The organism is Alteromonas sp. BMJM2 (assembly GCF_027257845.1).
Taxonomy (GTDB): Bacteria; Pseudomonadota; Gammaproteobacteria; order Enterobacterales; family Alteromonadaceae; genus Alteromonas.
The window spans coordinates 51943-78342 of record NZ_JAPVOT010000011.1 but is presented as its reverse complement, the minus strand read 5'-3'; the positions used below and the strand labels follow the sequence as shown (position 1 = coordinate 78342).

23 protein-coding genes and 1 pseudogene are annotated in these 26400 nt (G+C 41.6%); 15 read left to right on the top strand and 9 right to left on the bottom strand.

Annotation, left to right across the window (positions count from 1 at the left end; genetic code table 11):
* Positions 1-461: 461 nt before the first annotated feature.
* Positions 462-917, top strand: a complete 456-nt coding sequence (locus O9X84_RS12845; RefSeq protein WP_269520154.1) for a hypothetical protein — start codon at positions 462-464, stop codon at positions 915-917.
* Positions 918-1018: 101 nt separating this feature from the next.
* On the opposite strand, the gene cadR is transcribed toward O9X84_RS12845, so the two are convergent.
* Positions 1019-1444 (bottom strand): Cd(II)/Pb(II)-responsive transcriptional regulator, encoded by a 426-nt coding sequence (gene cadR / locus O9X84_RS12840; RefSeq protein ID WP_032094213.1) that lies wholly within the window; start codon positions 1442-1444, stop codon positions 1019-1021.
* Positions 1445-1525: 81 nt separating this feature from the next.
* Between cadR and O9X84_RS12835 the strand changes: the two genes are divergently transcribed.
* From O9X84_RS12835 to O9X84_RS12805, 7 genes are all read left to right on the top strand, one after another.
* Positions 1526-2152 (top strand): cation transporter, encoded by a 627-nt coding sequence (locus O9X84_RS12835; RefSeq protein ID WP_032094212.1) that lies wholly within the window; start codon positions 1526-1528, stop codon positions 2150-2152.
* Positions 2149-2514 carry a DUF3703 domain-containing protein gene (locus O9X84_RS12830; protein ID WP_032094211.1) on the top strand — a complete coding sequence of 122 codons (366 nt, stop codon included), beginning with the start codon at positions 2149-2151 and terminating at the stop codon, positions 2512-2514. Before O9X84_RS12835 ends, O9X84_RS12830 begins: the two co-directional genes overlap by 4 nt.
* Positions 2501-3412, top strand: coding sequence for a cation diffusion facilitator family transporter (locus tag O9X84_RS12825; RefSeq protein WP_032094210.1), 912 nt, complete (start codon positions 2501-2503; stop codon positions 3410-3412). Before O9X84_RS12830 ends, O9X84_RS12825 begins: the two co-directional genes overlap by 14 nt.
* 19 nt (positions 3413-3431) lie before the next feature.
* Positions 3432-3809, top strand: coding sequence for a hypothetical protein (locus tag O9X84_RS12820; RefSeq protein ID WP_032094209.1), 378 nt, complete (start codon positions 3432-3434; stop codon positions 3807-3809).
* Positions 3810-3880: 71 nt separating this feature from the next.
* The gene (locus O9X84_RS12815) at positions 3881-5308 is read left to right on the top strand and encodes a TolC family protein (RefSeq protein WP_032094208.1); all 1428 of its coding nucleotides are present in this window, start codon (positions 3881-3883) and stop codon (positions 5306-5308) included.
* A complete protein-coding gene (locus O9X84_RS12810; protein ID WP_032094207.1) occupies positions 5301-6248 on the top strand; it encodes an efflux RND transporter periplasmic adaptor subunit in 948 nt (315 codons plus the stop codon). The genes O9X84_RS12815 and O9X84_RS12810 overlap by 8 nt, the downstream gene beginning before the upstream one ends.
* A gap of 60 nt (positions 6249-6308) precedes the next feature.
* Entirely contained in the window at positions 6309-9419 is a 3111-nt protein-coding gene (locus O9X84_RS12805) for an efflux RND transporter permease subunit (protein WP_269520153.1), read from the top strand.
* Here the strand turns inward: O9X84_RS12805 and O9X84_RS12800 are convergent.
* Positions 9412-9573: a hypothetical protein gene (locus O9X84_RS12800; RefSeq protein WP_269520152.1), complete on the bottom strand. Its 162-nt coding sequence runs from the start codon at positions 9571-9573 to the stop codon at positions 9412-9414. The two genes, O9X84_RS12805 and O9X84_RS12800, sit on opposite strands and share 8 nt — an antisense overlap.
* Positions 9574-9677: 104 nt before the next feature.
* On the opposite strand from O9X84_RS12800, the gene O9X84_RS12795 reads away from it, so the two are divergent.
* Complete coding sequence (locus O9X84_RS12795; protein ID WP_232043427.1) at positions 9678-9809, top strand: MerR family DNA-binding transcriptional regulator; 132 nt, start codon at positions 9678-9680, stop codon at positions 9807-9809.
* Here the strand turns inward: O9X84_RS12795 and O9X84_RS12790 are convergent.
* From O9X84_RS12790 to O9X84_RS12765, 6 genes are all read right to left on the bottom strand, one after another.
* Complete coding sequence (locus O9X84_RS12790) at positions 9792-10046, bottom strand: helix-turn-helix domain-containing protein (protein WP_032094205.1); 255 nt, start codon at positions 10044-10046, stop codon at positions 9792-9794. The genes O9X84_RS12795 and O9X84_RS12790 overlap by 18 nt on opposite strands.
* Positions 10047-10171: 125 nt before the next feature.
* Positions 10172-11074, bottom strand: coding sequence for a GIY-YIG nuclease family protein (locus O9X84_RS12785; RefSeq protein ID WP_032094204.1), 903 nt, complete (start codon positions 11072-11074; stop codon positions 10172-10174).
* A 282-nt stretch (positions 11075-11356) separates the two neighbouring features.
* Complete coding sequence (locus O9X84_RS12780; RefSeq protein ID WP_232043425.1) at positions 11357-12700, bottom strand: site-specific integrase; 1344 nt, start codon at positions 12698-12700, stop codon at positions 11357-11359.
* 11 nt (positions 12701-12711) lie between these two features.
* The gene (locus O9X84_RS12775) at positions 12712-13248 is read right to left on the bottom strand and encodes a hypothetical protein (RefSeq protein ID WP_032094202.1); all 537 of its coding nucleotides are present in this window, start codon (positions 13246-13248) and stop codon (positions 12712-12714) included.
* 1 nt (position 13249) lies between these two features.
* On the bottom strand, positions 13250-15271 hold the full coding sequence (locus O9X84_RS12770; RefSeq protein WP_052009989.1) for a hypothetical protein: 2022 nt from the start codon (positions 15269-15271) through the stop codon (positions 13250-13252).
* 3 nt (positions 15272-15274) lie between these two features.
* Complete coding sequence (locus tag O9X84_RS12765) at positions 15275-17461, bottom strand: hypothetical protein (protein WP_052009988.1); 2187 nt, start codon at positions 17459-17461, stop codon at positions 15275-15277.
* Positions 17462-17574: 113 nt separating this feature from the next.
* Between O9X84_RS12765 and ligA the strand changes: the two are divergent.
* A pseudogene (gene ligA, locus O9X84_RS12760) lies at positions 17575-18588 on the top strand (NAD-dependent DNA ligase LigA); the annotation flags it as partial.
* Between the two features lie 225 nt (positions 18589-18813).
* Here ligA and O9X84_RS12755 read toward each other — a convergent pair.
* Positions 18814-19347, bottom strand: a complete 534-nt coding sequence (locus tag O9X84_RS12755; RefSeq protein ID WP_032094201.1) for a DUF2062 domain-containing protein — start codon at positions 19345-19347, stop codon at positions 18814-18816.
* A gap of 142 nt (positions 19348-19489) precedes the next feature.
* Here O9X84_RS12755 and O9X84_RS12750 point away from each other — a divergent pair, with 142 nt between their 5' ends.
* The 5 genes from O9X84_RS12750 to kdsB all read left to right on the top strand — a co-directional run bounded on the left by O9X84_RS12750 (position 19490) and on the right by kdsB (position 26380).
* The gene (locus O9X84_RS12750; RefSeq protein WP_269520151.1) at positions 19490-22327 is read left to right on the top strand and encodes a DNA internalization-related competence protein ComEC/Rec2; all 2838 of its coding nucleotides are present in this window, start codon (positions 19490-19492) and stop codon (positions 22325-22327) included.
* A 236-nt stretch (positions 22328-22563) separates the two neighbouring features.
* Positions 22564-24312, top strand: coding sequence for a lipid A export permease/ATP-binding protein MsbA (gene msbA, locus O9X84_RS12745; RefSeq protein WP_269520150.1), 1749 nt, complete (start codon positions 22564-22566; stop codon positions 24310-24312).
* A complete protein-coding gene (gene lpxK / locus O9X84_RS12740) occupies positions 24309-25340 on the top strand; it encodes a tetraacyldisaccharide 4'-kinase (RefSeq protein ID WP_269520149.1) in 1032 nt (343 codons plus the stop codon). Before msbA ends, lpxK begins: the two co-directional genes overlap by 4 nt.
* The gene (locus O9X84_RS12735; RefSeq protein WP_269520148.1) at positions 25330-25524 is read left to right on the top strand and encodes a Trm112 family protein; all 195 of its coding nucleotides are present in this window, start codon (positions 25330-25332) and stop codon (positions 25522-25524) included. The genes lpxK and O9X84_RS12735 overlap by 11 nt, the downstream gene beginning before the upstream one ends.
* A gap of 97 nt (positions 25525-25621) precedes the next feature.
* On the top strand, positions 25622-26380 hold the full coding sequence (kdsB, locus tag O9X84_RS12730; RefSeq protein WP_269520147.1) for a 3-deoxy-manno-octulosonate cytidylyltransferase: 759 nt from the start codon (positions 25622-25624) through the stop codon (positions 26378-26380).
* The last annotated feature ends 20 nt before the right edge of the window (positions 26381-26400 follow it).

Genomic DNA, 26400 nt, shown 5'->3' with positions numbered 1-26400 from the left:
ATTTGCGTTCATAATGTTGCTCAAACCCCGTCAATATCGGGTAAAAAGTTCACATATGTAGGTAAATAATGCAATCAACCTTACAGAAATAAAAAATCGCTCTTCTACAACAAATCAAGTCAAAACGCCCTAAGTCTTGGGAAGTAGAGCACAACTTAATGTCCATATAGTCACTCTCTCCTAGTCATATTTGAGAGTAGTGCAAAAAGCAGTCCGACTATGACTAGTCAAGCCTAGATGAGAGTTTTAGCCTCTTTCTTAATTGAAATAAGCGAATAAGTGGTGACGTATTCATGGCTTAATTTTTAATTTAAAGTGACCCAACGTGAAACGACACATAAACGAGCGGATCTGACAAATTTGTAATGCAACTGTAATCTAGCCGTTATGATTTTAAGCGGTATTTACTTTAAATTTCTGTCTGGAGCCTTTTTAATCTGTGCGGGATATCGAGAGTTAGTATGAAAATAGAAAGTGTAAGAGATATTTTAGAGTGGACCATGGATTTCCATAAACAACTAGCAAGCTGCCTCACGCATTGCGAACCAAATAATTCTGAGCGCTCAAAAATGGCAATGCAATACTTGATTGCTCATGAGGAGCATTTAGCAGCGCTTATTAAATCATTTTCAGTGAAAGCGGAATCTGAAGAGTTGGAAACGCTCTTTATAGAATATTTGGAAAAGAATCCAATAGTTTTACACGAACATTGCGACGGCGCATTTGAACAAAAGGCAGACTCAGAGATTGCAGCAATCGTAATTGAACAACATCAAGAAGTGATAGCACTTTATTCTTATCTAAGAGAGCAGGCTGTAATCCCTCATCATAAAGAACTTTTGGACAACTTACTGGCACTGGAAAATCAAGAAATTGTGCGGATGGCTCAAGGATTAAATAGATTTCAGGATATTTAATTTTATAACCCAATCGGTAAAACTAGCGTTTCATTGGAAATACTATTTATTGTGAGGCAACAACTTGTTATACCGTTCGCTAGCGAACGAGTCATTGAGGCTCAGTCGTTACGTTTTGCAGGGCAGTGCGAATCTACAATGCTGTCTATTCTGTGCAAAACACCGCATTCCTTGATTTTCTTATCGTCGTTACAAGCGGCTCGCATGGATTTAAGTGTTTTCTGTAGAGCGTTTAGCTCAGATATTCGATGCTTAATATCATCAATATGTTTGTCCATTGTAGCATTGACGTTTTCGCAACTGCTTTCTGGGTTAGTTCGTGTTTCTAGTACTAAACTAATTTCTTCAATCGTCATATCTAGCGAACGGCATTGCTTAATAAACAGCAACTGCTTTAGTGCTTCGTCCGAATAACTTCGATAATTCGATTGCGTGCGCTGTGGTGCTGCTAACAACGCCTTTCGTTCATAAAAGCGAATAGTTTGAATACTTAAGCCCGTTTTATCTGCTAACTGTCCTATTTTCATTTTACTTTACCTAATGCGCTTGACTCTATACCAAGTATAGAGTTTACACTTGTGTCATAAGTCAGTAAAGCGAGTGTTTTTATGAGCGGCTGTGGGTGCGACATTGAAATCAAAGACCAAGAACAAAAAAGGGTGTTGTATTGGTTATTAGGCATTAATGCCGTTATGTTCGTTGTTGAAATGAGTGTAGGGTTATTGGCTGACTCAACAGCGCTTATTGCTGATTCATTGGATATGCTTGCGGATGCGGTGGTGTATGGCATTGGTATTTATGCAGTGGGTAAAACCATCATTCACAAAGCAAATGCCGCAAAAATTAGCGGATATTTTCAATTGATTCTAGGCCTTATTATTTTATTAGATATTGCTCGTCGTTCGATATTAGGCAGTGACCCCGAGTCATTGTTAATGATGGGGATGGGGTTTGTTGCCTTAATCGCTAACGTTATATGTTTAGCAATCATTAGAAAACAGAAGAGTGGCGAAGTACATATGCGAGCGAGTTGGATTTTCTCGGCGAATGACGTTATTGCCAACGTGGGCGTAATTGTAGCGGGAGTGACGGTTTATCTATTTGACACTCGCTGGCCTGATTTAGTGATTGGCTTTATTGTTTCAATTATCGTCTTGCGGGGTGCAATCTTAATCTTAAAAGATGCCAAGCAAGAACTTCGTAATAACAGCGCATCTAATGGAGAAGTTTTATGAATTTTACGCAAGCAGCAAAGCCTTACGTAACCCAGAAATTGAATGAAGCACATAAATTATTTACTGACAAAGATGATGAGGCTGGATTTACAGCATTGGAAGATGCACATGTGATTGGGCAACATTCAACTTATCACCATACCCGAGTACACTATGAAATGCTCAAGTTTGGATTAAAACGTAAGGACTTTATAGAAGTCTTCGGGCAGCTCTTCAGGCTGATTGGTGCTGTTACCAAAACGGCTATTGGCTTGTTGCCGGAGGGCAATACGGGCGGGGCAAGTGTAAGCCCGTTCAAACTCATGCCGCTTTCACCTGCAAATAAAGTAATCTTGGATAAGATCAAACATGCACAGTCATAATCATTCACATAGCCATACGCACTCAGATGGAAATTCAGACGATGCATCAAGGCGCATTGGCTGGGCGTTCTTTTTAAATGTGGTGTTCACCATCATCGAGTTTATCGGTGGTTGGCTAACCAACAGCACCGCTATCATGGCAGACGCGGTGCATGACCTCGGCGATAGTTTGTCAATTGGCACAGCTTGGGGATTGAACAAACTTAGCGATAAATCAGCTAATAAAACCTTCTCATATGGATATAAGCGCTTTTCTTTATTGGGCGCGTTGATTAACGGTTTAGTGCTCACGGTAGGTTCTATTTGGATATTGTTTGAAGCAATCCCACGTTTGGCTGTGCCTGAAATGCCACAAGTAGAGGGGATGTTAGCCTTATCTATTTTTGGTATGGCAGTAAACGGTTTCGCCGCTTATAAACTAAGCGAAGGAACGTCATTAAATGAGCGCGTGCTTAATTGGCATTTGCTAGAAGATGTTCTCGGTTGGGTTGCCGTATTTATTGTATCCATCGTCTTAATGTTTAAGCCTTGGGCGATTTTAGATCCCATCCTGTCCATTGGCTTTACTTTGTTCATCCTCTTCAATGTGTTTCGTAACCTAAAAGAAACCCTGATGCTATTTTTACAGGCAACGCCAGATGAAGAGCAAATGTCAAAAATCCGAAACGACTTGCTTGCAAACGATAAGATAAGCGACCTCCATCATTTTCATATTTGGTCTTTAGACGGAGAGCGCAATGTGATGACTGTCCACCTTGTGTTGGAAGGTGAAGTCAGTGTTGAGCACATACAGTCATTGAAAGAGGGCATACAAAGCTCATTAGCAAAGTATCATTTTGAACATACCACAGTAGAGCTGGAATTTGCTGACGAACAATGTCGTGACGAAGTGAAATAGGCTTGGTAGACTGGCACTTATGAAAAATTTAAAACGAATAAGTTACATCATGATCTCGCTGATACTCTTTCAGTCGTTTTCTGCTGTGGCCAATTCGTTAGATTTTCATGCAATAGACACACAACATTTGCAACATGAACATCAGCATTCAGAGCACAATCAAGCTTCAAATGATATGCCAACTAAAGTGCTTGGTGAGTCAGCAAAAGCAGATCACCATAACCCTGCCGATTGCCATCATTGTGGCCACTGCCACGGTACGCATGCGCAGTGGTTAGGCCAGCACGACATCAACAATCTACAATCTGTGGTGTCTACCCACAACTTTAATTATTTGGATGCGATTATCGACGCACCCATCAACCGATTACTACGCCCACCCAAAACACTATCCTAATATCGCTTTCGATAGTGTCTCGCTGAGAAAAAGCGCGTCACTGAATATTGATAAATTATTAGGATATTCTAATGAAAATGTTTCATATTTTTGTGCATGCACGCGCCATTGCGTTTGCTTGCATGCTGGGCTTAACATTGAGTCCAATTGCCGCACAAGCGGTGCAAACTAGTCGCTATTTAGATGAAGGTGTTCAAGCGCCCGTACGAGAAACGCTGAGCCTTGAAGATACAATCAGACTTACACTTGCCAATAATCCAAGTTTGTATGAGTTTGAATTTAGACAGCGAGTGATTGACGGTGAATCAAAAACTGCCGCGCTTAAACCCGCACTGAATGCTGGGATTGAACTAGAAAACTTTATGGGAACCGGCGAGGTGTCGGGCATTAAGGAGCTCGAAGTCAGTTTGACCTTGTCATCTGTACTACAGCTCAACGACAAGCCTAGCGCAAGATTGGACGTACTCTCTGAGCGTAAAATACAACAAGAGGTGGAAAAGAAAATACGCACATTGGATGTCCTTGGCGAGCTGAATCGTCGGTACATCGATGCACTTGTATTGCAAGCCACCTTAGACGTGCAAAACGATGCAGAGACACTTGCACTCTATACCTATAACGCAGTTTCTAAGCGCGTTGATGCAGGCGCGTCACCATTGCTAGAGCAAAAACGCGCCCAAGCAGCGCTAGCCCAAGCAAAACTCGATGTTAAATTAGCTCAAGAAGGTCTTCAATTTGCACTGCGCAGTCTTGCCACCATGTGGGGCGAACAAACGCCCACTTTTAAGCGTGTGGAAGGTAAGCTTTTTGCGTTTCAAGACATTGGGTCATTCGAGATGCTTTCTGCCGCTATCCAAAGCAGTCCGCATATAGACTTGTTTGCAAAACAAAGCCGTGTTCAAGCAGCACAGCTCAGATTAGTGCAAGCCAATAATCGAGCTGACATTGAGTGGTCGGCGGGTATTCGACGAATACAAGGTATTGATGAAACTGCTTTAATAGCCGGGATCAGCGTGCCATTGTTTCAACAAAAACGAAACTTAGGTGAATACGAGGCGCAAAAAGCTCGCCTTGATGCAATAGAGGTGCAAAAACAGAGTAATGTGCGCAGTCTTTTACATTCAGTTAATCAAGCCTTAGGTGAGCACACCCGCGCATTATTAGAGGTTGACGCTATCCAACAAACTGTCATACCGCCTCTTACAGAAGCCTTGGAGTTAGTCGAAAGCGCCTATTTAGATGGCCGGTTTAGCTATTTGGAGTGGGTATCTACTCGACAAGAGTTCTTAAATACGCGCCTGACATTAATTGAGGCGGCGTCTCAAGTGCACCTAAGCAAAACAGAAATTGAAACGCTTACCGGTCTCGCACTTAAGGCTTCACAAAGCAGCACTGCAAAAACGGATACTGCAAAGAGCAACGCTTCCAAAAAGCTAGCGCACGACATCACTATGCAGCAGCCATCAAACATTTCGATAAGAAGTAACTATCATGAATAAATTTACTCTATTAAAAACATTCACAATATTAAAAGTACTCGTTTTAAGCATCACGCTAATGATGATACATGGGGCGGTGAGCGCGGGAGACAAACACGCAGACGGTGATTCTCATGAGGATGATAAACACGCTGGTGAAGTCGTTGCGATGAGCGACGAGACTGCTTTGCAAAATGGCATTACTACCACAAATGTTATTGCTGGCGACATTGCACTCTCGACCACACTTTATGGCCGAATAAGTGCAGATCCTGCTTCTTTGAGTCATATCAGAGCGCGTTTTGACGGTGTGATCAACGATGTCAAAGTCAACATTGGCGACACCGTTAAAAAAGGAGATATTTTAGCGGTCGTAGAATCAAATGAGAGTTTAAAAAGCTACTCAATTACATCTCCATTTGATGGCAACGTAATAGCTCGGCATGCCAACAATGGTGAGTTATCAAACGGACAAGTACTTTTTTCCTTAGCCAACTACAAGGATGTGTGGGCACAATTAACCGTGTTCTCGCAGCACCTCGGCAAAATTAAGGTCGGACAAGCTGTTGAATTAAGGCATGCAAACTTTGAGCAGCTATCTGAAATTGCTTACCTGACACCATCTGCTGATAGTAGTCCGCATTCGCTTGCTAATGTCACTGTTGACAATAGCAGTGGCTATTGGCCATTAGGCACCTTGGTAAAAGCGCAGGTAACGACAACCACCAAGGCCGTGAGTCATATGGTGCCTGTGACTGCCGTGCAAGAGTATGAAGAAAAGCAAGTGGTATTTGTTAACCATGATAATGAATATAAACCACGACCCGTGCAGCTCGGTGTAACTGATGGTCGCTATATTGAAGTCATAAGCGGCATTGAAATAGGTGAGCGTGTGGTGGCTACAAATAGTTACCTGATCAAAGCAGATCTAGAAAAATCGGAGGCCGGTCATGATCATTAATGCCTCAATACAACCTGAATATACATGTTTGCTACTGCAAGGCTCTAAGGGAGGCTTAACATGCTAGCCTCCATTATTCGCACTGCAATCGACAGGCGCGGTATATTTTTGATGCTGAGTTTTTTAGTCATTGGTTTTGGCTTATTTAGTTATCAAAAGCTGCCTATTGACGCCGTACCCGATATCACCAATATCCAAGTTCAAATCAATACACAAGCAACTGGTTATTCGCCGCTTGAAACTGAGCAGCGCATCACCTTTTTGGTAGAAAACGCTTTAGCGGGTTTGCCAAACTTGGATTATACCCGTTCACTATCTCGTTATGGCTTGTCTCAAGTGACCGCCGTATTTGAAGAAGGCACCGACCTGTACTTTGCCAGAAACCTCATTAATGAGCGGATAGGCATTATTAAAAGTCAGCTACCTGAGGGTATCGAGCCAGAAATGGGGCCGATTGCCACGGGTCTGGGTGAAATCTACATGTACACGCTCAGCGCTGAGCCGGGCACATTGACGGCTGACGGCAGAGACTTTGATGCGATGGCACTACGAGAACTGCATGACTGGGTGGTAAAACCTCAACTCGCTTTAGTAAAAGGTATCACCGAAGTAAACGCTATTGGCGGCTTTACCAAGCAATATCATGTGAATCCTGATCCTCAACGTATGCTTAATTATGGTGTGAGCACTGACGATCTGCTGAGGGCATTGGAGCGAAATAATGCCAATCAAGGTGCCGGATATATCGAACGTAACGGTCAACAAATACTGGTGCGCTCTCAAGCGCAGCTGGCCACAATTGAAGATATTGGTAATGTCGTGGTGACACTCACTAACCAATCTCCAGTGACCGTTAACGATATTGCCGAAGTGGCTATTGGTAAAGAGCTTCGAACGGGGGCTGCGACACGAGAGGGTAAGGAAACCGTCTTAGGCACTGCCATGATGCTCATTGGTGAAAATAGTCGTGCTGTGGCCTTGGCAGTGGCTGACAAAGTGGATGAAATCCAAGCTAGCTTGCCCGAAGGTGTGATAATAGAAACCGTTTACGATAGGACCGCACTGGTAGATAAAGCCATCAATACCGTGCGTAAAAACCTCGTTGAGGGCGCATTACTGGTGATTGTGGTGTTGTTTCTTCTGCTTGGGAATATAAGAGCAGCTATTATTACCGCCGCTGTGATACCGCTCGCTATGCTCGCCACAATAACAGGGATGGTGCAAACAGGAGTAAGCGCAAACTTAATGAGCTTAGGAGCGTTAGACTTCGGGTTAATTGTAGATGGTGCGGTTATCATCGTTGAAAACTGTATCAGGCGCTTAAGTGAAGCGCAGCGGCGAACCGGCTCAGTGCTGCTCATCAAGGAAAGACTTGAAGTTGTATATGAAGCAACCAACGAAGTAATACGACCTAGTCTTTTTGGCGTGATGATTATTACCATTGTATATATCCCTATTTTTAGTTTAACAGGGGTAGAAGGGAAGATGTTTCACCCGATGGCGGCCACCGTTATCTTGGCATTACTTGCTGCGATGGTGTTCTCAATCACTATTGTGCCAGCAGCCGTTGCGATGTTTATGTCGGGTAAAGTCAGTGAAAAAGAGAGCCCAATTATAGTTGGGGCGAAATCGGTGTATCGTCCGGTTCTTTTATGGTCGCTTAAACTACGTTGGTTGGTAATAGGCTCAGCGACATTATTGGTTGTTGTAAGCGTTTGGCTAAGCATGCGACTTGGCTCTGAATTTATTCCTCAACTTGATGAGGGGGATATTGCCTTGCACGCTATGCGAGTGCCCGGCACTGGCATAGAGCAAGCCGTGGATATGCAAAAAAGGCTGGAAGACGTCATTATGCAGTACCCACAAGTGAGCACTGTCTTTGCTAAAACCGGCACGGCAGAAGTTGCCACAGATGCGATGCCGCCAAATGTTACCGATACGTTTGTGATGTTGAAACCTATCGACCAATGGCCAGATCCTACTTTATCTAAAGCCGAATTTGTCGAGCAAATGGAGCGTGAGCTTCAAAACGTGCCCGGCAATAATTACGAGTTTACTCAACCTATCCAAATGCGGTTTAACGAATTAATTAGTGGCGTTAGAGCCGACTTAGGTATAAAAATTTATGGGGATGATTTAAATAAACTGCGCGATTCAGCCGGTGATATATTAGCGGTACTGCAAGATATACCCGGCGCTGCGGATGCACGCGTTGAGCAAGTTGATGAAATTCCTATCTTTACTGTGAACCCCAAGCCTTATGCTTTAGCGCGTTATAATTTGGATGTCACTGATTTGCAAACTTGGTTAAGCGCATCGATTGGCGGCAAAGAAGCTGGCTTGATATTCGAGGGCGACAGGCGATTCGAGATAGTCGTGCGCTACTCAGAGGATATTCGCAATAATCTTGATACGCTAGGCACCATACCCATTATGACAGGGGATGGTGATTATGTGCCTATAGTAGAGGTTGCAACGCTTAAATATGCCAGTATACCCAGTCAAATCAGCCGAGAAAACGCCAAGCGCCGTATTGTGGTAACGGCGAATGTAAGAGAGCGCGACCTAGGCTCGTTTGTTACTGAAGCAAAAATGCAAATAGCAGAAAATGTCGTATTGCCAAGTGGTTATTGGGTTGATTATGGCGGTACGTTCGAGCAGTTAGAAAGTGCGAGTCAGCGATTGAGCCTTGTTGTCCCAGCGACGCTTTTCTTAATTCTTGCATTGCTAGTCATTGCCTTTGGCTCGGTGAAAGATGCATTGATAATTTTCACCGGTGTGCCTTTAGCATTAACAGGTGGCGTTTTTGCGCTATGGGTGAGAGACATGCCCTTGTCTATATCAGCAGGCGTTGGTTTTATTGCACTGTCTGGCATTGCTGTGCTTAACGGTTTGGTTATGTTGTCGTTTATCCGTCAAAGGCTGGAAGAGACAGGTGAGTTAATTAACTCTATTGTTGATGGTGCTTTAACGCGTTTGCGGCCGGTACTGATGACGGCATTGGTTGCTAGCCTTGGTTTTGTGCCAATGGCGCTTAATGTGGGAACGGGAGCAGAAGTGCAGCGACCTTTGGCAACAGTGGTCATTGGCGGAATAATTTCTTCTACTTTGCTGACATTGATAGTCTTGCCTGTTTTATATCGACTTGTGCACGGCAGAAAACTTAAATAAAGGAGAAGTGAACGGCAGATTTCTTTAAAAAAGACATCTGCCATGCTAACTCTGTGATATCAGGCTCTTTATAGACGACTTTAGGGTGTGACTGAGCATGACGACCAAGGGGTTGTGTTGTTTTTACCGTTCGATTTTGTCGAATTGCCATCATCAGTTATTGTTGATGCTCGTGATGAATTTATGCAAACTCGGTATAAATTATGACTTGATGCTATTTTTCGTTTAGTAAGTGAGTCAAACTATTTAGGGCTTTATATGTACACAATAAGTAAACTCGCAAAGGAAGCAAATGTGGGTGTAGATACTATTCGATTCTATGAAAAGAAGGCCTTGTTGCAGCAACCGATAAAACCATCTCAAGGTGTACTATCAATATCTTCTCTTTGACGATAGTTTAATGATCAAATCTAAGCCAATTGCCGGATCTACTTCTATTGCTCTGCAATACTCTACGTACTCTAAGATCGTTAAATTGCGCTGTGCATTTTCAATCTTGCTCACTGTTTGAAATGGTTCGTCAATTCTTTCAGCAACATCTCTCAAAGTTAACCCTTTCTGTTTACGGGAATTTTTAAGCCAACTTGTAAGGGCTAAATAATCGGGATGTGCAAGAGATTTAATCATCACTGCATTATGACAGTGAAACCTTATGTCCCGAAATTAGGGAATATCGTTCATGCTAAGAGATTAGTTGCCAACTTGCCATTGTAATTTGGACTGCTACGCCTTTTATGGACATCTTTAGGCTATTATTGTGCTTGAGAAACGAAAGTAGCAAAGCTAACATCGCTGACTAAATAGTCCTTGAGTGTCGCTGCCAACTTATTATTAATGATAAATTCTTCTCTGCCACTAATCAGCTGCCCATGCTCCCTGAAATAAGACAAAATAGCGGATTCTTCTTTAACAGGAGACTCGACATATTTACACAAAAACGTGGTATCGATATTTACTTTTTTTGCTCTGAGATGTTCACTGTGGCGTTTTTTTATTTCACGCTCAGTCTGGCCTATTTTAACCCGATACAAATTGTTTTCCTCTGACAGCATAGCTACGTAAATGAAGCCAGGCTTGTCAGTATTCACTAAATGTTCGTGCAACCACCATTTTTTTCCATCATTCATATCTCTCACAATTGCATTGCGTAATGCATGCTTATCGGTAACCTGATTGTTTACTATGTATTTGACCATCTGTTTATAAAGAGGAGTGGTAAGGTGGGGTAAGTCGGCAATATCCCATCCAAGCTCTAAAAAATTGGTTCGGTACTGCACCGACCCTAGCATTTCGTAAAAGAGTTGGTCGATTATGCTCCTTTTAATTTTTAACTGCGATAAAGCCCCCTTTATACCGCTTTCAGCAATCACTGATTGTATTTCAGCACATCGTAATAATTTAACTGGATGTTTGTTTGCGAGAGCCTTGGAGCACGAGCGAGAGAAGTATACGCCTCTTTCGTTACATTTTGATTTTAAATCAAAACCTCGTTCGCGAACCAATAATTTAAAATCACTAGAATAAACATTATTTTTGTTAGCATACTTTGCAAGGATACCAATGGTGACAAATCCAAAGAATTGGTCACTTAAAATAAAATGATTAAATACATGTTCACATATAGCGAGGTCTTTTTCATAAGAGCTGACGGTCATATTAATTCCCAAATATCTTCGGCTCAATTATTTTGTCCCGATTATATTGAATAATATACAGTTACCTTATTTAAACCAAATAAATATTTGCCGGTGTTTAATTAACTTTGTGACTGTTATCTATTGGTAGCCGAATTATAAGAAGGTGTACGGGTTTATTCTGCCACTACAGGGAACGATTGTAGTGGTCTTAGTGGAAAGATTATTGAGCGTAAAGTGCGGTAACTTGTACTAGTAACTTGTACTAGCTCAGACTTGATCTGGCAACCACACTAAGACAACTTATAAATCGAATTTTGCAATCTCGTCAATGTTAGTCAATAACGATTGAATCGCCTCAGTCTCATCGATTTTTTTCGCTTTCAAGGACTTACTGATATTTATCATTCTAATCATTCTAATTCTGACCTGAGACGACATTGCAAGTAAAACACTATCTAGCTGAGTTGATTGATGATTCAGTTCAGACGCCAAATGGACATATCTTGCCATAGTTGCATTTGAAGCATGCATTGTGACTTTTCGGCATGCTGTAGCAGCAACACTCAAAATATTATTAAAGCTTCCTGATGCTGCTAGTTTCTTAATCGCCTTAGCTACATTCATTGTAATAAATCTGTGTCGGAAAGAGTGATTTGTGACATGGCGCAACTCTTCCTTATACTTACTGGCATTAATTACTTTTTTTGCATAGTTTTTTAGATATGATTTTGCCAATGGTTTGCCACTTCGTGCATCAACAAAAATGGCGTCATGGTTTTGGTTGGGAAATGTGTTTTCGACTAACTTTAGGTAATACATTATGATCTGTAGGTCATCACCTGTGACTTCTACTTCTCTTTTTTTACCTTTATATTTACCCTTTAGAATCGGAATATCTCTTAATACACACTTCTTGGAATTCAGGAGCGACTTAGAAGCGTTTTCAACTGAAGATTTTGTTATCTGGTGAACTTCACTTATTCTTGCCCCAGTAATCTCAAGTAGTGTGGAGAAGGCTTGCCATCTGTATATTAAAAATTCATTAAGCTCTGGGTGATACGTGCTTTCATTAATGGCGTCCAACCATAAAACAAATTCATGATCGTGAATATACTCTACGTCCACGGCAATGCTAATCAACCCCGCAAATGATACATGATCTACATAAGTTATTTCTCTATTACCTGCTTTAAACTTCTTTTCAGAGTAATGAACACTGTATGCTCTCACCGTGTCTTTTTCTTCAGTTGCTAGTTTCCAGTGGGGATTTTCATCAGATAAAAATATAACGTAACCCAAAGCGACTCTGGCGTGCGTTAATACTGTTTCATCGGCAATCTTTCGATCTTTTAATACGCCTATGAATTGATATAAAGCCGAATCATTGATGTCGGATAGAGAAATTTTTTTATCTTCAAGGAAAGAACAAAATATATTTAGGCTATAAGCTTTCTTTGTAACCGTCGGTGCTAACGGCCTAATATTAAATATTTGAGCGCCTCCGCCCAATTTGGTTAGGTAAGCATTGGCGTGCCAATCTATGCCACCGCCTTTCTTCATTATTAAAGACAGTGAGCAATCATGTTTTTCATTTCTGCGCTGACTGGTTATAAGGAAATCAAGGCAGGGTGATTTAGCCGTCATGACATATGACATTATTTTATCAAAGCCAATCTGTTATTTCCTAAAATACGAGCCTGATCCAAAATCAGTTTTCTATAAGCTTTGTCTATTTGTTCGTCCTCTCTACAATTATCTAAAAGTTGCATGTATGCCCTGTAAACTTCTGCAAGTGCAGATTTTAAGTCTTCATTTTCTCTTTTCAACTCATTAATATCATGGGTTGTTAACCGAGTCTTTTTTATCGCAACGTTTTTATTTTTGTTTGCTTCTGATTTTTTAAGCCTTACATTAAGGTCTTCAATAGCAACTGATAATTCGCGTAAAGCTAATGCGTTGTGTTCTGTCATTGAAGAGTTGTAAGAATACCTTATTACGCCTAATGAGTCGTCGTGCCACTTATTTACCATTGTCTTAGTGATGGTTGATTTACTGGTCGTTAAGCTATCGGGAATCTCATCATAATGCTTTATGCTATTGAGGATTTCACTTTTACGAATCATTGATTCAGTGATCATTTTTTTTTTCAAAATTACAGATTGAGAAGTTTGCCCTTTTTGAAATCTCGCCACGTCAATATGCCTCTTTTTTCTGAAAATAAAAAAACACAGCATTTCCTTCAATTCGATGAAATCGAACTGTCTCACCAGTATTTTTTTTATGCTCATCGATCAAATCTCTTACTAAAGGTTCAATTACCAGAGATGTTTTTGCTTTTTTACGAGCTGTATTTACAATATTTGTTACGCTTGAATCACCCAGTATCGCCTTACCAAGAGAAGCACCAATCCTTGCAATTGTAACTTCTGCTTCGTCAATCCACTCGGAACTTGGAGATACTTCTGCGTAGTGAAAAGTTTGCTCTAGGTCAGCGTGCCCCAAAAACCAGGACAATTCTTCTAACCCCGTATTGTCAGTCATGTTGAAATACAGTACAGCAAACGTTCGTCGGTATTGGTGACTTCTTGGATACCATCGTTTTCCATTAATTAAGGGAGAGAAACTCCAGTCTGCAAACAAGTCTAGGCAACCATTTATATAATCATCGCTGAGAGGGGTAACACGCGATTGAGCAAATTCTGATGTATAGGCTTTAAAAGACGTGTGTGACAAAAAACCACCAAATAAGAACTGTTCGTTTTCATCTACAATAAAGCCTCTTCTCTCTTCTAGAACATTATTTAAAAGTGCAAACTCTAAGCCATAATCGAATATCAAGTCTGGTATTGGGCGGTGAACATCTTCAAGTTCAATACGTTCAGAAGTTTTTGGAATTCTTAAGACTAAATCGAAAAGTCCATCAATAGGCGATTGAACAAAGCAGTTCCGTTTTAAACTTCTCATAGACATAACTCTACTAGCAACAAAACCTGCTACTAGTATGTAAATTGAGGCTAAATATAACCTTATCGCAACGGCCATGGACATTTCTCGTCTAAATTGGCTGAAGCACACCAAATTGTCGTCACACCACGACGTAATATTCAGTTCTTTTAATACGTCTGGCAAAGGTGTTTCTTTAAACACTTCCTCTTGTAATGATGAGCTTGAGCGGTAAACGTCGCTGTTATCTACTTTTTTAAGCTCATTTTTCGCAAGAACGGATAAATGCTGGCGGATAGCATAACCATACTTCCTAGCAAATTTAAGGCTTGTTGAAATAGAATGCAGGTAATTAGAAGTAGGCATTATGGGGGTTTTTATTGATTGTCTCATGCTATCAAACAGAGTTTCACCATTGCTAAATAATGCTGCGGGCGAGTGAGCAAATTTATACTTTTGAGATGCCCTTGCTGTGTAGACCGCCTCAAGCAAAGATACTATATTTGATATTGTCTTTTCTGAAGGTTGTAAATCTGTGTCTATATCGAAATCCATTGTATTCGCAGGTTGAAATTCACGAACCTTATTGGGTTGGTTCCATTTCTTTGTCACTGAGTGGTCTTCTTGATAAGAACTCTTATCGTTTTTAGGTGGGTTACTCTTATAGTGTTTTTTCAAAGAGTGCTGCAATGACATTAGTGATCTTGTTGTTAAATTAAGCTCATTTTTTATCTTAATCCAGTCGATTCGTGAAGATGAACCATAGTTCAAATCTATGATTTTAAGGGCGGCAGCAAATACATGAGGCTGTGTATTATAATCCATAATAAAATCTTTAAGCTCGTTTAATTTTATTTGATCTAGTCCCCGTACAAGCAATCTTGATTTTTTTTGCCGAACCTCATTAGCATGTTTAATTAAGTCTGTAATGGCGACCAGAATGGCTTTAGCTCTTAATGGTCGTGTTATTTTTCCTCGTGCGTCCAAGTATAATAAGCTATGCATAATGTCTTTCAATAAAGGTTCATTATTTCCGTCAGTCAAATACTCCACGTCAGAAATCTTTCTTTTAAAATTTATCTTTAGTGCTTTGTTTTTGTTCTTACGATAGTAGTCAATATCTATAGCCACTTTTGAAGCTAACCATTCTTGGTCGTAAATATTGTCATTTAATAGCCATCTGGGCATTTCGTATTCAAACTTTCCTGCGGAATCAATCAATTTGGAAAAGTCAACAAAATCATCGTCTATTAAATTTGCACTTTCACTCATGTTTTATTTAACCTCGCTTTTTTGCACTGCAAGTTGAGCAGTTCGGAGCATTTGTTTCATTATGACAGTGCTTTCAGATATTGCTGAAACAGCATTGACACATTGCTCCTTAAGTATCGGATCACTACCAGTTTTAATATAGATAAGAGCTGTTTTTATATTGTCGATAGAAACACAAAAATACACCTCTTTATTCTGGGTATTTTCATCATTCGGGTTTTTAAGTTTGTCGTAAAAATTACCACCCATATCTTCATTGTTAAAAGCAACTTCAAGCTGAGACTTTAATTCCTCCTCACTCATATTAAGCGCGTCTGAGGGCGAATCTTCCAAACCAATCGCCATGTATAGCAATATATTTTGAAACGCTCTAATTTTATTTCTATAGATTAGCTCTGATAGATAAGGGGGAATGTATCTATTTAAGGTTGTTTCGACTTTATTACCTAAGTAATTTGCGGTTCTCAATGCATCCCCTCTTGATTGAAGAAATATTAACACCCCTTTGGAACCTCTTATTTTTTTTAATGTTGAGTGTTGTAAGGCATTATTTTCACTAGGTAGGCTCGCTTTCATTTTGTTAAAGTTATGTTGAAATGCAGTGTCTGAAACATGTTGCACCCCATTTGCTGTCCGAATTATCCAAAGCTTTCTAATTTCGCTCGAATTTCTGGCTCTACTTGTCATTTCTAAAGCCATTTTCAGACAAGTAGCAGCATCTATATCTGATTTTTGTATCTGTGAGAGTAAGACGGGGCCTCCTTTAGCTTTCCTTGTTTTTGATTGTTTTGCGCGTTTTTTTAAAGCGCGAAGTCGGACAGACCCTTCATCAGTAATTTGAACAAACTCTCTACCAACCCCGTCAGATGATATCGAGATATCGTAGAGAGAAAATGGATTGATGCCAATTTCTTCCACGATTATCGTTTGCATAGCTGAAGCTACTTCTATGGTCAGTCCCAAATATCTGTTTACAGAATTACTTACTTTGTAAGGGCTATTTGGGTCATTGGTCCCACCTGCGATATAAAACTCATAGTTGCTGTCATAATACGCAACGCGCTTAGATGTTAAAAAGTCAGATATGTTGTTTTCTGGCCAAATCGCGCTTAATTTAGCTTGAAACTTGGGAGCAAGCTCAGCTTCGATATCAATGTTTTTATCTGTATGTTGTACAATGAAATTTTTATATTGAGTAACAACTTCGGATCCTAATAAATAATCTTGATAACCTTTCCAAACAATATCTTTTGCTACATCCGTCAAGCAGGCAAGGTTCGTATGGATTTCTTTTTTCAACAGTTCGAGAAATCGTGGCGTATCTTTATTAGAAGATATACTTTTTAAATCGTATAAATCTAAGCTAGATACTAAGGGATTGTTTGCATGCAATGTTTGATCACGCCATGACCCCTTATAGTTGTCAGGCAGGTCTATTTGGCTGTCTAGTAGTCCTTGTTCCATTAGTGTTCTTATTGCTTTACTAATAATATGGAAATGCAAATAAGCTGTATTTCTTTGATACCGGTCAAGCAGGTTCGCCCGGAACTTAATTAATTCACTTTGTAAAACCAGTGGATGATTATACCAATCAGGCTTATCTGTAGTTATACCGTTAAGAAAATCTGTTAATTGAGCTATTATCCTCTGCTTCGTTTTCTTCTTGTATGCCATCGCGTGATTTATCAAAGCGCCAGAGATTTCAGGGCTACATGTTTTATTCAGGACTTCTTTAAATACTCCAATTTTAGGATTTACATGCTTGAATCCTAATTGAATTTTTCTAGGGATTGCTTGCTTTTTAAGTTCTTCATAAGTCATTTTGGGGATAGCAACACTGAGAAAAGAGAGATGTTCTGTAGAATAAGGTACCCAAGTTATATCGCCACGCTCTATCAATTTAATAATATGTGTTTTTAGTGATATAAAGTTTGAATATGCAGTAGGTTTAGCAAGTCGCTGGCTTAAATCTATAGCTACAAGTTTCAAACAATAAGTTAAGTCCTTTCTACCACTAGATAGCAATACAGGGCAGAGGATATTGCTATATGCAACAAGATTTTTTGATATTTTCATGACTTGGGAGTAGCTTATTTCTTTGAACAGTTCAACCGTGCCACCGTGTATAGACTCTCCATAATGGATTTTGATAAAGGCATATTTTTCATCTAAGCTCATTGTCGTATCCATTTGCATTTCCTACCTGTATGTTTTCAAATAGGTGAAGCTATTTTATTTTTGATATAAAGTCTAATATAACCGGATGTTCTCTAATTGAAATTAGGTTGCTCTGGTGACACTTCGCAGTAACGCCTGTGGCAAGGCTTGAACCTGTCTTTGTAGGCGGGGTTACCGTGTCTAACGCAACGCTTCACAATCAAGATGAAATAGAGCGCTTGGGCGTAAAAATTGGCGATACTGTGGTGATAAGACGGGCTGGCGACGTTATTCCTCAAGTGGTGTCTGTGGTAGAAGCTAACCGCACTGGTGATGAGGTAGATATTAATTTTCCAGCCCATTGCCCGGTGTGTGACTCGAAGGCAGAGAAATTAGAAGACGAAGCGGTTGCGCGGTGTACAGGAGGGCTGATTTGTCCAGCACAACGTAAGCAGGCGCTGAAGCATTTTGCGTCTCGCAAAGCGTTTGATATCGACGGACTTGGCGATAAGCTTGTGGATCAGCTCGTCGATGCTGATTTAGTGCACAGTCCGGCAGATTTCTTTACCTTGTCTCTTAGTCGCCTAATTGGTTTAGAGAGAATGGCCGAGAAGTCGGCGTCTAAATTGTTAGACTCACTTGAGGCATCAAAGCAAACGACATTAGCGAAATTCTTATATGCGTTAGGCATTCGTGAGGTAGGTGAAGCCACTGCTGCAAACCTTGCAATGCACTTTACCACGCTAGAGGCTATTCAAGAGGCGTCTATTGAGTCATTAATTGAGGTGCAAGATGTAGGCGCTATTGTGGCCGAGCATATTTTCAATTTCTTTAATGAAGCGCACAACACTGATGTGATCACCGCCTTGTTACGTGAAGGCATCCATTGGCCTGCCGTTGAGAAGCCCCGAGAAGACAGCTTGCCGCTAAAAGGTAAAACCTGCGTCATCACCGGAACGCTCAATGAAATGGGCCGAACAGATGCTAAATCGCGACTTCAGTTACTAGGTGCAAAGGTTGCTGGGTCAGTTTCAAAAAATACGGACTTTTTGGTTGCAGGTGAAAAGGCTGGCTCTAAATTAACCAAGGCTCAAGAGCTTGATGTTGCAGTGTGGGACGAAGCTGCACTAATTGCATATCTTGACGAACACGAAGGTTAGAGATGCTTTAAAAGTGGATAGCGGTGCTAGAAAGTATATTAATCATATACGGCGCCGCTGTTCATTGTGTTAAGAACACTCTTCATTAAGATAGCAATGTGATTGAAGAGGGGAAGGCAATATATTACAAAGATATATTACAAAGATATATTATAAAGCAGCATCGTAAAAACTATTGTAAAAACCTGTAGCAAACAGCTATAACAAAAAACCTACAACAAAAAATTACAGCGAATTCGCCTTCATATTCCGTCTCTGCTTTCTGCGCTCCCACGCTTTACTCACTTGAAAGCGCCATATCCAGTTAAGCGATAAGTAACCTAGCAGACCAAACACTACTGAACAGATACCACAGCCAACCAAAAACGCAGGCCCAATGGTGTTTATGCTTTCCACCACCCATTGCCAACTAAACTGAAATTCAAAATGCTCAGGCTTAGTCCCCAGTACAGTAGTACCCACCTTGTAGGCACCGTAAAATATGGGTGGAATAGTAAAGGGGTTAGTTATCCAAACGGTGGCTACTGATAACGGAATGTTGGCTCTAAAAGGAATGGCAACGCCCGCAGACAACCACATTTGAAAGGGCACTGGCCAGAATGCGAAGAAAAGCCCTATGCCAAAAGCGCCCGACGCAGAGCGGCGATTCAAATGCCATAAGTTCGGCTCATGAAGCACATGGCCAAATATCTTGAGTGCCTTATTTTTCTTAATGCTTTGATGATCAGGCAAAAAGCGTCGTATGAATTTCTTAGGCATAAAACTCGATGCGTCTTAAAATTAGAGTCAAAAAAAACATGATAGCTCGCAATCCGTTACAAATAAAAAAGAAAATATGTTCCGCTGAATGTGCCTTACTCGCCACATACCACGCAATACGCATTAATGACTACGTGGACACATGGTAAATCGTATCACAATTTGGTTAATCAGTTTTTGCTTAGGTGCGTTAAGTGCCGCCTTTTGGCCGCGGCTACCAACCAACATCGAACTTACGATTTTACTGATAGCTCTGTGTATTTCATGTTTGCTGCTCATACTGCTTTCCCTGCATAGCAAACACATCAATAATACGCTGTTCACTTTGAATGCTAAAGCCGGTAAAGGTATCTACTATGGCTGCCTTGTATTAAGTGGTTGTGTCATCGGAGCACTGATGGAGGCGAGTGTAGGGTATTTACACTATGCTTGGCAACTACCAAACGACAAAATTCAAAAAGAGATCACAATCCGAGCTCGCGTTCTCAAAGGTGGGTGTATCCCGTTAGGTAATATCCAGACTGAACACGCTTCTACATGCGAAAAGAACTATAAATACGTAGTAAAATTTATTGCTTTAGAACCAACGACATTAGCGGGTAATCTCGTCCACACTGACATAACAACAATTTCACATAATCAAAGTGATAACCGACGCAGAAGACTAGATAGAGCGAAAGAAATTGAGAAAGAGAGCACAATACAAGACGAGAAAGACAACGAGACAGACAAACAGACAGTAAGCGATGCCGAGTTTTTAATAGGTAAGAAAGGTTTGCTAACCATGTCTACTTACACAGTTATCAAAGACGCGGAAGCTGAACACTATTGCCTACACAACGGCGATGAATTTACAGCGGTGGTAAAGCTAAAACCGAGATACAGCACTCAAAATCCCGTTGGGTTTAATAAACAAAAGCAGCTATTGGTAGATAACGTTCATGTAACTGGATACATCAAAACCTTACGTTCAACGTCGGTTACTCATAAGCACAGTTTTCGATTACGTATGGCGACTGTATTAGATGATATCGACATTCAAAATCGAATCTGGTGGCAAGCGCTGTTAGTAGGTGTACGGGTCAACTTCGATAAAACGCATTGGCAGCTATTGCAAATTACCGGTACAGGGCACCTTTTTAGCATATCGGGTATGCACTTAGGTGTTGTAGCGGCGTATACATTTGTGTTTTGCGGAATTGTTTTATTTGTGAGGAGTCACCTAAAGATACTGCTGCAACGCGTAGTGGTTTTGTTGCGTATTCCTGATTGGCGCTCGTGTTGGCCGGTTTATAAACAACGCTGTTGTGGACGGCAAATTCCCCGAAAGAACAATAAATTAAACGCGATACTTTCTATAAAATACCGAATAGCGGTTATTGGAATAGTGTGGGTAACCTGCGGTTTTTATGCTGCGTTAAGCGGTCTTGCATTGCCCGTTGTCAGGGCTTACGTACTGCTCTCTATTGCGAGCTTGTTTGCTCTATTTTTCATTGCCTACAGACCCATACACCTTGCTACTGCCATGATTGCTGTATGTATTCTGCTTTTTCCGCTATCTATATTAAGCGCGAGCTTCTATCTCAGTGTTTGTGCCGTATTGTATATTTGGTTACTTACCACGCGGTATCGATGGCAACACCAGTCTCGGTTCAAAACGTTGCTCATTTTACAGCTTATGCTGGGAGTACTTATGACTCCCTTAACCATTATCTTTTTCAACTCAATATCAGTTGCAGGGTTGGCCGCAAATATTATTGCCGTTCCGGTAATCACAATAATACTGCCTCCAGCACTACTCATTTTGCTCGTGCTGACGGTAATGCAAGGTGTGAGAGCCAGTGCAATTAATGGAAACGAAGTCGCTGATAAAGTATATAATTTGGCAGAACGACTTTTCATGTATTTAGACAGTACGTTGTCTTGGTTACTGAGTGTTTTACGTTATATTTCTCAATATGACTGGGCAGCAATTGCGATTAATATCGATTCAAGAGCCGCCGCCTGTCTCTTAGTTTTCATGCTAGTGCTCATTGCTCCGTCATGGCGTTATAAGAAACATGCATTGTTAGTATTGACCATCCCGTTTTTGGCTCTTTATATCCCTTCAAACCCTAAACAATGGAAGCTGCATGCGCTTGATGCAGGGCAGGCGAGTGCAATAGTGATAACGAAAGGTGATAGAGCCATGGTTATCGATTCGGGCGCAAGCTTTCAAAACCTTGCCTACACAGCAAGCTCAGTGCTTTTACCACTGCTTGCTAAGGAGAGAGTGAAGGCGATTGATATTATCGTTCACACGCATAAAGATAACGATCATGCTGGCGGCAAAGCGGCATTAGCATCGTCGCCACTAGCAAAAAAAGCCAAGTGGTTTTCACCCACAAAAAATTGTGAGCGAGGCCGAGTAGAGCGCTGGAATGAGTTAACTATTCATTTTTTGTGGCCAAAGATTGGAAACACAATTAATAATAACGATCATTCCTGTGTGTTAAAAATTACCGATGGCCAGCACAGCATCTTGTTGCCGGGCGATATCGAGCGCACCACAGAATATGCCATCCTCAATTTACCTAACTCAAAGGAAAATCTTAAAGCAGATATCCTTATTGCACCGCACCATGGTAGCAAGACGTCTTCCACCGCAGTATTTCTGAAAAGCGTGGCCCCTAAAGCGGCTATCTTTACTCAGGGATTTGAAAATCGTTGGCAGTTTCCGGCAAAGGAAGTGGTTACGCGTTACGAGGCGCTGAATATTCCCTATTACATGACAAGCTTTCATGGTTACTTAACCGTGACCTTTCCAGCAGATTTAAATACTTACCCCAATCACAATACAACAGGCTTTACAATCCACTCTCAGCGCTTTGACTTACATCAACGTTGGTATCTCGATGCTCGATATCCCACCCATCTTCAAGTAGGTTTTCAATCTCAATCATTCCATACTGGAAGTGTCGGTGGCATTTTGAGCAAATAAGGAGTGAAATTAGTGAATTGAAAGAATTACGAGTACAATAATATTAAGGTTTTAGTACGGTTTATTCCGTGTTAGATGTTTTTAAGCTAGTAGGTCTTAAGGCATCTGCTTGTTGGGCAACTCACGCTATTTAGCAATGCACAGTAAAGGTCAAAAAACCTCGTTAAAGACACAACAGCGCGTTGGGCTTTAATAATTGGACAATTTATAAAAAATAAGACGGGTGAAAACAATTCATGCAGCAAGCCGACACCTCGGATTTTCAAATTAAGCGCTTTCTTAGCTACCTCAAGGTGTACAAGGTGCCTTTTGTATTTGCCATCATTGGTATGATTGGCTATTCAGCGGTGGACACGTTTGTTTTTGCGCAGCTTCAACCCATGATTGATGAGTCATTGGGAAAAAATGATCACGAATACTTGCGCCTTGCCGCTTATGCCATTGTCCCGTTGTTTTTGCTGCGAGGCATATTCAATTTCTTAGGTACGTACACATTGAGTTGGATTGGTGCTCAAGTGGTAATGCGTATGCGCCAGCAGCTATTTGAAAAGTATATTCACCTACCTGTGTCCTTTCACGATAATAACGCCGTTGGCGGGCTTATCAGTAAAGTGACCTACGACACTGAGCAAGTGGCTAATGCATCAGGAAAAGCACTGCTTACCCTTATTCGAGAGGGGGCACTAGTGATAGGCCTTTTAGGGGTGATGTTTTATTACTCGTGGCAGTTATCCCTTATATTCCTACTTATCGGCCCGATAGTTGCCATTATCGTTGCTTTTGTTAGCAAGCGTTTTAGGGTGGTAAGTAAAAACATTCAGCACTCTATGGGTAGCCTTACCTCATCAGTAGAGCAAGCGGTTCGCGGCCACAAGGTGGTGATTATGTTCGGCGGACAAAAAATAGAGCAGGAAAAGTTTAAAGAAAAAAATAACCACAACCGTCAGCAAACGATGAAGCTGTCTGTAACTCAAATTCTCAGCGTGTCATCAATTCAGGTTATTGCCTCTATAGCCTTGGCAGTAGTGTTATTTATTGCCAGTACGCCAGGCATGTTAGAACAACTCACCGCTGGGGTATTTATCAATGTTGTGTTTTGTATGGTGATGCTGTTAAAACCCCTTAAACAGCTCACCACTATTAATAATCAATTTCAAAAGGGCATGGCCGCCTGTACCAGTATCTTTGAAATTTTAGATCAACAGGATGAAGATGATACTGGCGCACTACCTCTTGAGCGCGCAGCAGGAAAGCTTGAATTTGATGACGTCACTTTTTGTTACCCGGGTAAACAAACGCCGGCACTGTCTAATGTCTCGTTTACTGCAAACCCTGGCCAGTCCATTGCTTTAGTAGGGCGCTCTGGAAGCGGAAAGTCTACGATATCGTCGTTGCTCACGCGATTCTATGTGCCTCAACAAGGTGAAATTCGCATAGATGATAAGGCGCTTAATTCAATAGACCTTAAAGACCTACGTGCTCAGTTTGCGGTAGTGTCTCAAAACGTGACTTTATTTAACGACAGCATTGCCAACAATATCGCTTATGGCGCGAGAGAAAATGTCACACGCAGCCAGATTGAGCACGCGGCAAAAATGGCCCATGTTGAAGAGTTTCTCGCTAACTTGCCAGATGGAATAGACACCGTCATAGGTGAAAACGGCCTGATGCTATCGGGAGGCCAGCGCCAGCGCATTGCTATCGCACGGGCTATTTTAGCCCAGGCGCCTATTCTTATTCTTGATGAGGCAACGTCGGCGTTAGACACGGAGTCTGAGAAGTTAATTCAAGATGCGTTGGAAACACTGCAAAAGCGATGCACGAGTATTGTGGTGGCACACAGACTATCTACCATTGAAAGTGCCGATGCTATTATGGTGGTGGAACAGGGGCAGATTATCGAAAAAGGCAGCCATCACGAACTGCTCGAGAAAAATGGCCATTACGCTCAACTTCATGCACTGCAGTTTGGTGATGCTAAGTGAGTAATTTGGTAAAAAAGTGGTATGGCGGACACCCATTGGTGTGGTTGTTAGCGCCCCTTACGCTGCTTTTTTACTGCGTTTCTGCAGGTAGAAGACTGCTATTCAAAATAGGCGTTAAGAAAACCATAAAAGTGAATGCGCCGGTCATTGTTGTGGGCAACATATCTGTGGGTGGTAATGGAAAGACGCCAGTCGTATTGGCCCTTGCAGAGTATTACACCCGACGTGGCATTAAAGTGGGTATTCTAAGTCGTGGTTATGGCGGCAACTCCAGTTTTTACCCGCGAAGCGTGAATGAGAATGACAACGCCGAAGAGGTAGGTGATGAACCTAGGCTGTTAGCCAGTCGAAGCGGTTGTACTGTAGTAATTGACCCAGTACGTGCTCGTGGTGCTCGCTATTTAGTTGATGAGTTAGGTTGCCAACTCATTATTTGCGATGATGGCCTGCAGCATTATGCTCTGCATCGAGACGTTGAATTAGTGGTAATGGACGATAGAAAAGTGGGTAGTGGTTTCCTACTACCCATGGGACCCTTGCGAGAAGGGCTGTGGCGTTTAGCTAATGTGGATGCAATTATTCACAACAGTGACGTAATTCCCCATTTTAACCAACCCGTGTCAAAACAGTTTTCCATGTCGTTACAGCCTGGACAACTCACCAACATCCAAGATAAGGATAGGAAGGCTAGCGTAGGCTCTTTTCGTGAGAAGCCTGTTAGTGCACTTGCAGGTATTGGCTCTCCACAGCGCTTTTTTAATCAATTAAAAGCGATGGGAATTAACCTTGTTGTGTCCTTACCGTTTCCTGACCACTATCATTTTAGTCGCGATGATATCCCTGAGGGCACCGTGGTAATGACCGAAAAAGACGCGGTAAAGGTAGCTTCATATGTACACGACGACTGCTGGTTTCTACCCGTGAGTGCGTGTATTAATGATGCATTTTTTAATGCGATAGATAATAAGCTAGCCACAACGGGGCTGGTTATAAAAAGTAGTGAAAAGGAAAAAGAAGATGGCGTTTGATAAAAAGCTTTTAGAAGTATTAGCATGCCCGGTATGCAAGGGGAAACTCGTCCTAGGAGAATCTAACAACAGTTTAGTGTGCCGTTTCGACCGTCTCGCTTATGACATCAAAGGCGGCATTCCTGTGTTAATAGAAGCTAAGGCCACTACCTTGTCGTTAGAACAAGTGGACGCTACTCGCTAGAACTCAGCGTTTTGCATCACGCGCTATTGCCTTATTGCAATTGCATTTCGAACAAACACAAGTAAGACTATTGCTTCTACACATGGTACTTCAAGCTATGGCATTTACAGTTGTTATACCCGCACGTTTTGGTTCCAGTCGTTTTCCTGGCAAGCCTTTAGCATCCATTAACGGCAAACCAATGATTCAGCATGTTGTTGAGCGTGCTAAAGAAGCAGGTGCAGAGCGCATTATAGTGGCCACCGACGATGACAGAATCAAAAAAGTGGCAAGCCAGTTTTGCACAGTCTGTATGACGTCTTCTGAGCATCAGTCTGGTACTGAGCGCATTGCAGAAGTAGTTCGTACGATGTCGCTCGAGGCAGATGATATTGTGGTGAATGTGCAGGGCGATGAGCCTTTTATTCCCGCAGAAAATATCCGTCAAGTCGCGCTAAATTTAGCGAACGCTAAAGAGTGTGAGATGGCTACGTTAACCACCCCGGTTACCAGTATCGACGACGTGTTTAACCCCAATATCGTTAAGGTTGTGGTTAACAAAAATAGTGAGGCGATATACTTTTCACGCTCACCCATTCCCTTCGAACGGGATAGAATGATGAGTGATAAGAGCGACGCAGATACGGCGCTCTACCATCGCCATATTGGTATTTATGCATATCGAGCAAGGTATATTGAGCAGTATGTGAATTATGAACCTAGCGCTTTAGAGCAAATAGAATCGCTAGAGCAATTGAGAGCCTTGTGGTACGGCGATAGCATTCATTGCCAGCAGGCCAAAGCGCCACCTCCTATAGGGATCGATACACCTGAAGATTTGGAACGTTTGCTAATAGCGCTAGAGCAACGTAGTTAAAACTAAAACACCTAAATCAG

Bases quoted from the DNA above. Each gene is read 5' to 3' on its own strand.
- O9X84_RS12750 (WP_269520151.1), top strand. From the start codon at position 19,490: ATGGTAAATCGTATCACAATTTGGTTAATCAGTTTTTGCTTAGGTGCG.
- O9X84_RS12815 (WP_032094208.1), top strand. From the start codon at position 3,881: ATGAAAATGTTTCATATTTTTGTGCATGCACGCGCCATTGCGTTTGCT.
- O9X84_RS12790 (WP_032094205.1), bottom strand. From the start codon at position 10,046: ATGATTAAATCTCTTGCACATCCCGATTATTTAGCCCTTACAAGTTGG.
- O9X84_RS12780 (WP_232043425.1), bottom strand. From the start codon at position 12,700: ATGACGGCTAAATCACCCTGCCTTGATTTCCTTATAACCAGTCAGCGC.
- O9X84_RS12820 (WP_032094209.1), top strand. From the start codon at position 3,432: ATGAAAAATTTAAAACGAATAAGTTACATCATGATCTCGCTGATACTC.
- O9X84_RS12810 (WP_032094207.1), top strand. From the start codon at position 5,301: ATGAATAAATTTACTCTATTAAAAACATTCACAATATTAAAAGTACTC.
- cadR (WP_032094213.1), bottom strand. From the start codon at position 1,444: ATGAAAATAGGACAGTTAGCAGATAAAACGGGCTTAAGTATTCAAACT.
- kdsB (WP_269520147.1), top strand. From the start codon at position 25,622: ATGGCATTTACAGTTGTTATACCCGCACGTTTTGGTTCCAGTCGTTTT.
- O9X84_RS12755 (WP_032094201.1), bottom strand. From the start codon at position 19,347: ATGCCTAAGAAATTCATACGACGCTTTTTGCCTGATCATCAAAGCATT.
- O9X84_RS12845 (WP_269520154.1), top strand. From the start codon at position 462: ATGAAAATAGAAAGTGTAAGAGATATTTTAGAGTGGACCATGGATTTC.
- O9X84_RS12835 (WP_032094212.1), top strand. From the start codon at position 1,526: ATGAGCGGCTGTGGGTGCGACATTGAAATCAAAGACCAAGAACAAAAA.
- msbA (WP_269520150.1), top strand. From the start codon at position 22,564: ATGCAGCAAGCCGACACCTCGGATTTTCAAATTAAGCGCTTTCTTAGC.
- O9X84_RS12800 (WP_269520152.1), bottom strand. From the start codon at position 9,573: ATGATGGCAATTCGACAAAATCGAACGGTAAAAACAACACAACCCCTT.
- O9X84_RS12770 (WP_052009989.1), bottom strand. From the start codon at position 15,271: ATGAGTGAAAGTGCAAATTTAATAGACGATGATTTTGTTGACTTTTCC.
- O9X84_RS12785 (WP_032094204.1), bottom strand. From the start codon at position 11,074: ATGACCGTCAGCTCTTATGAAAAAGACCTCGCTATATGTGAACATGTA.
- O9X84_RS12830 (WP_032094211.1), top strand. From the start codon at position 2,149: ATGAATTTTACGCAAGCAGCAAAGCCTTACGTAACCCAGAAATTGAAT.
- O9X84_RS12765 (WP_052009988.1), bottom strand. From the start codon at position 17,461: ATGGATACGACAATGAGCTTAGATGAAAAATATGCCTTTATCAAAATC.
- O9X84_RS12795 (WP_232043427.1), top strand. From the start codon at position 9,678: ATGTACACAATAAGTAAACTCGCAAAGGAAGCAAATGTGGGTGTAGAT.
- O9X84_RS12805 (WP_269520153.1), top strand. From the start codon at position 6,309: ATGCTAGCCTCCATTATTCGCACTGCAATCGACAGGCGCGGTATATTT.
- O9X84_RS12825 (WP_032094210.1), top strand. From the start codon at position 2,501: ATGCACAGTCATAATCATTCACATAGCCATACGCACTCAGATGGAAAT.
- O9X84_RS12735 (WP_269520148.1), top strand. From the start codon at position 25,330: ATGGCGTTTGATAAAAAGCTTTTAGAAGTATTAGCATGCCCGGTATGC.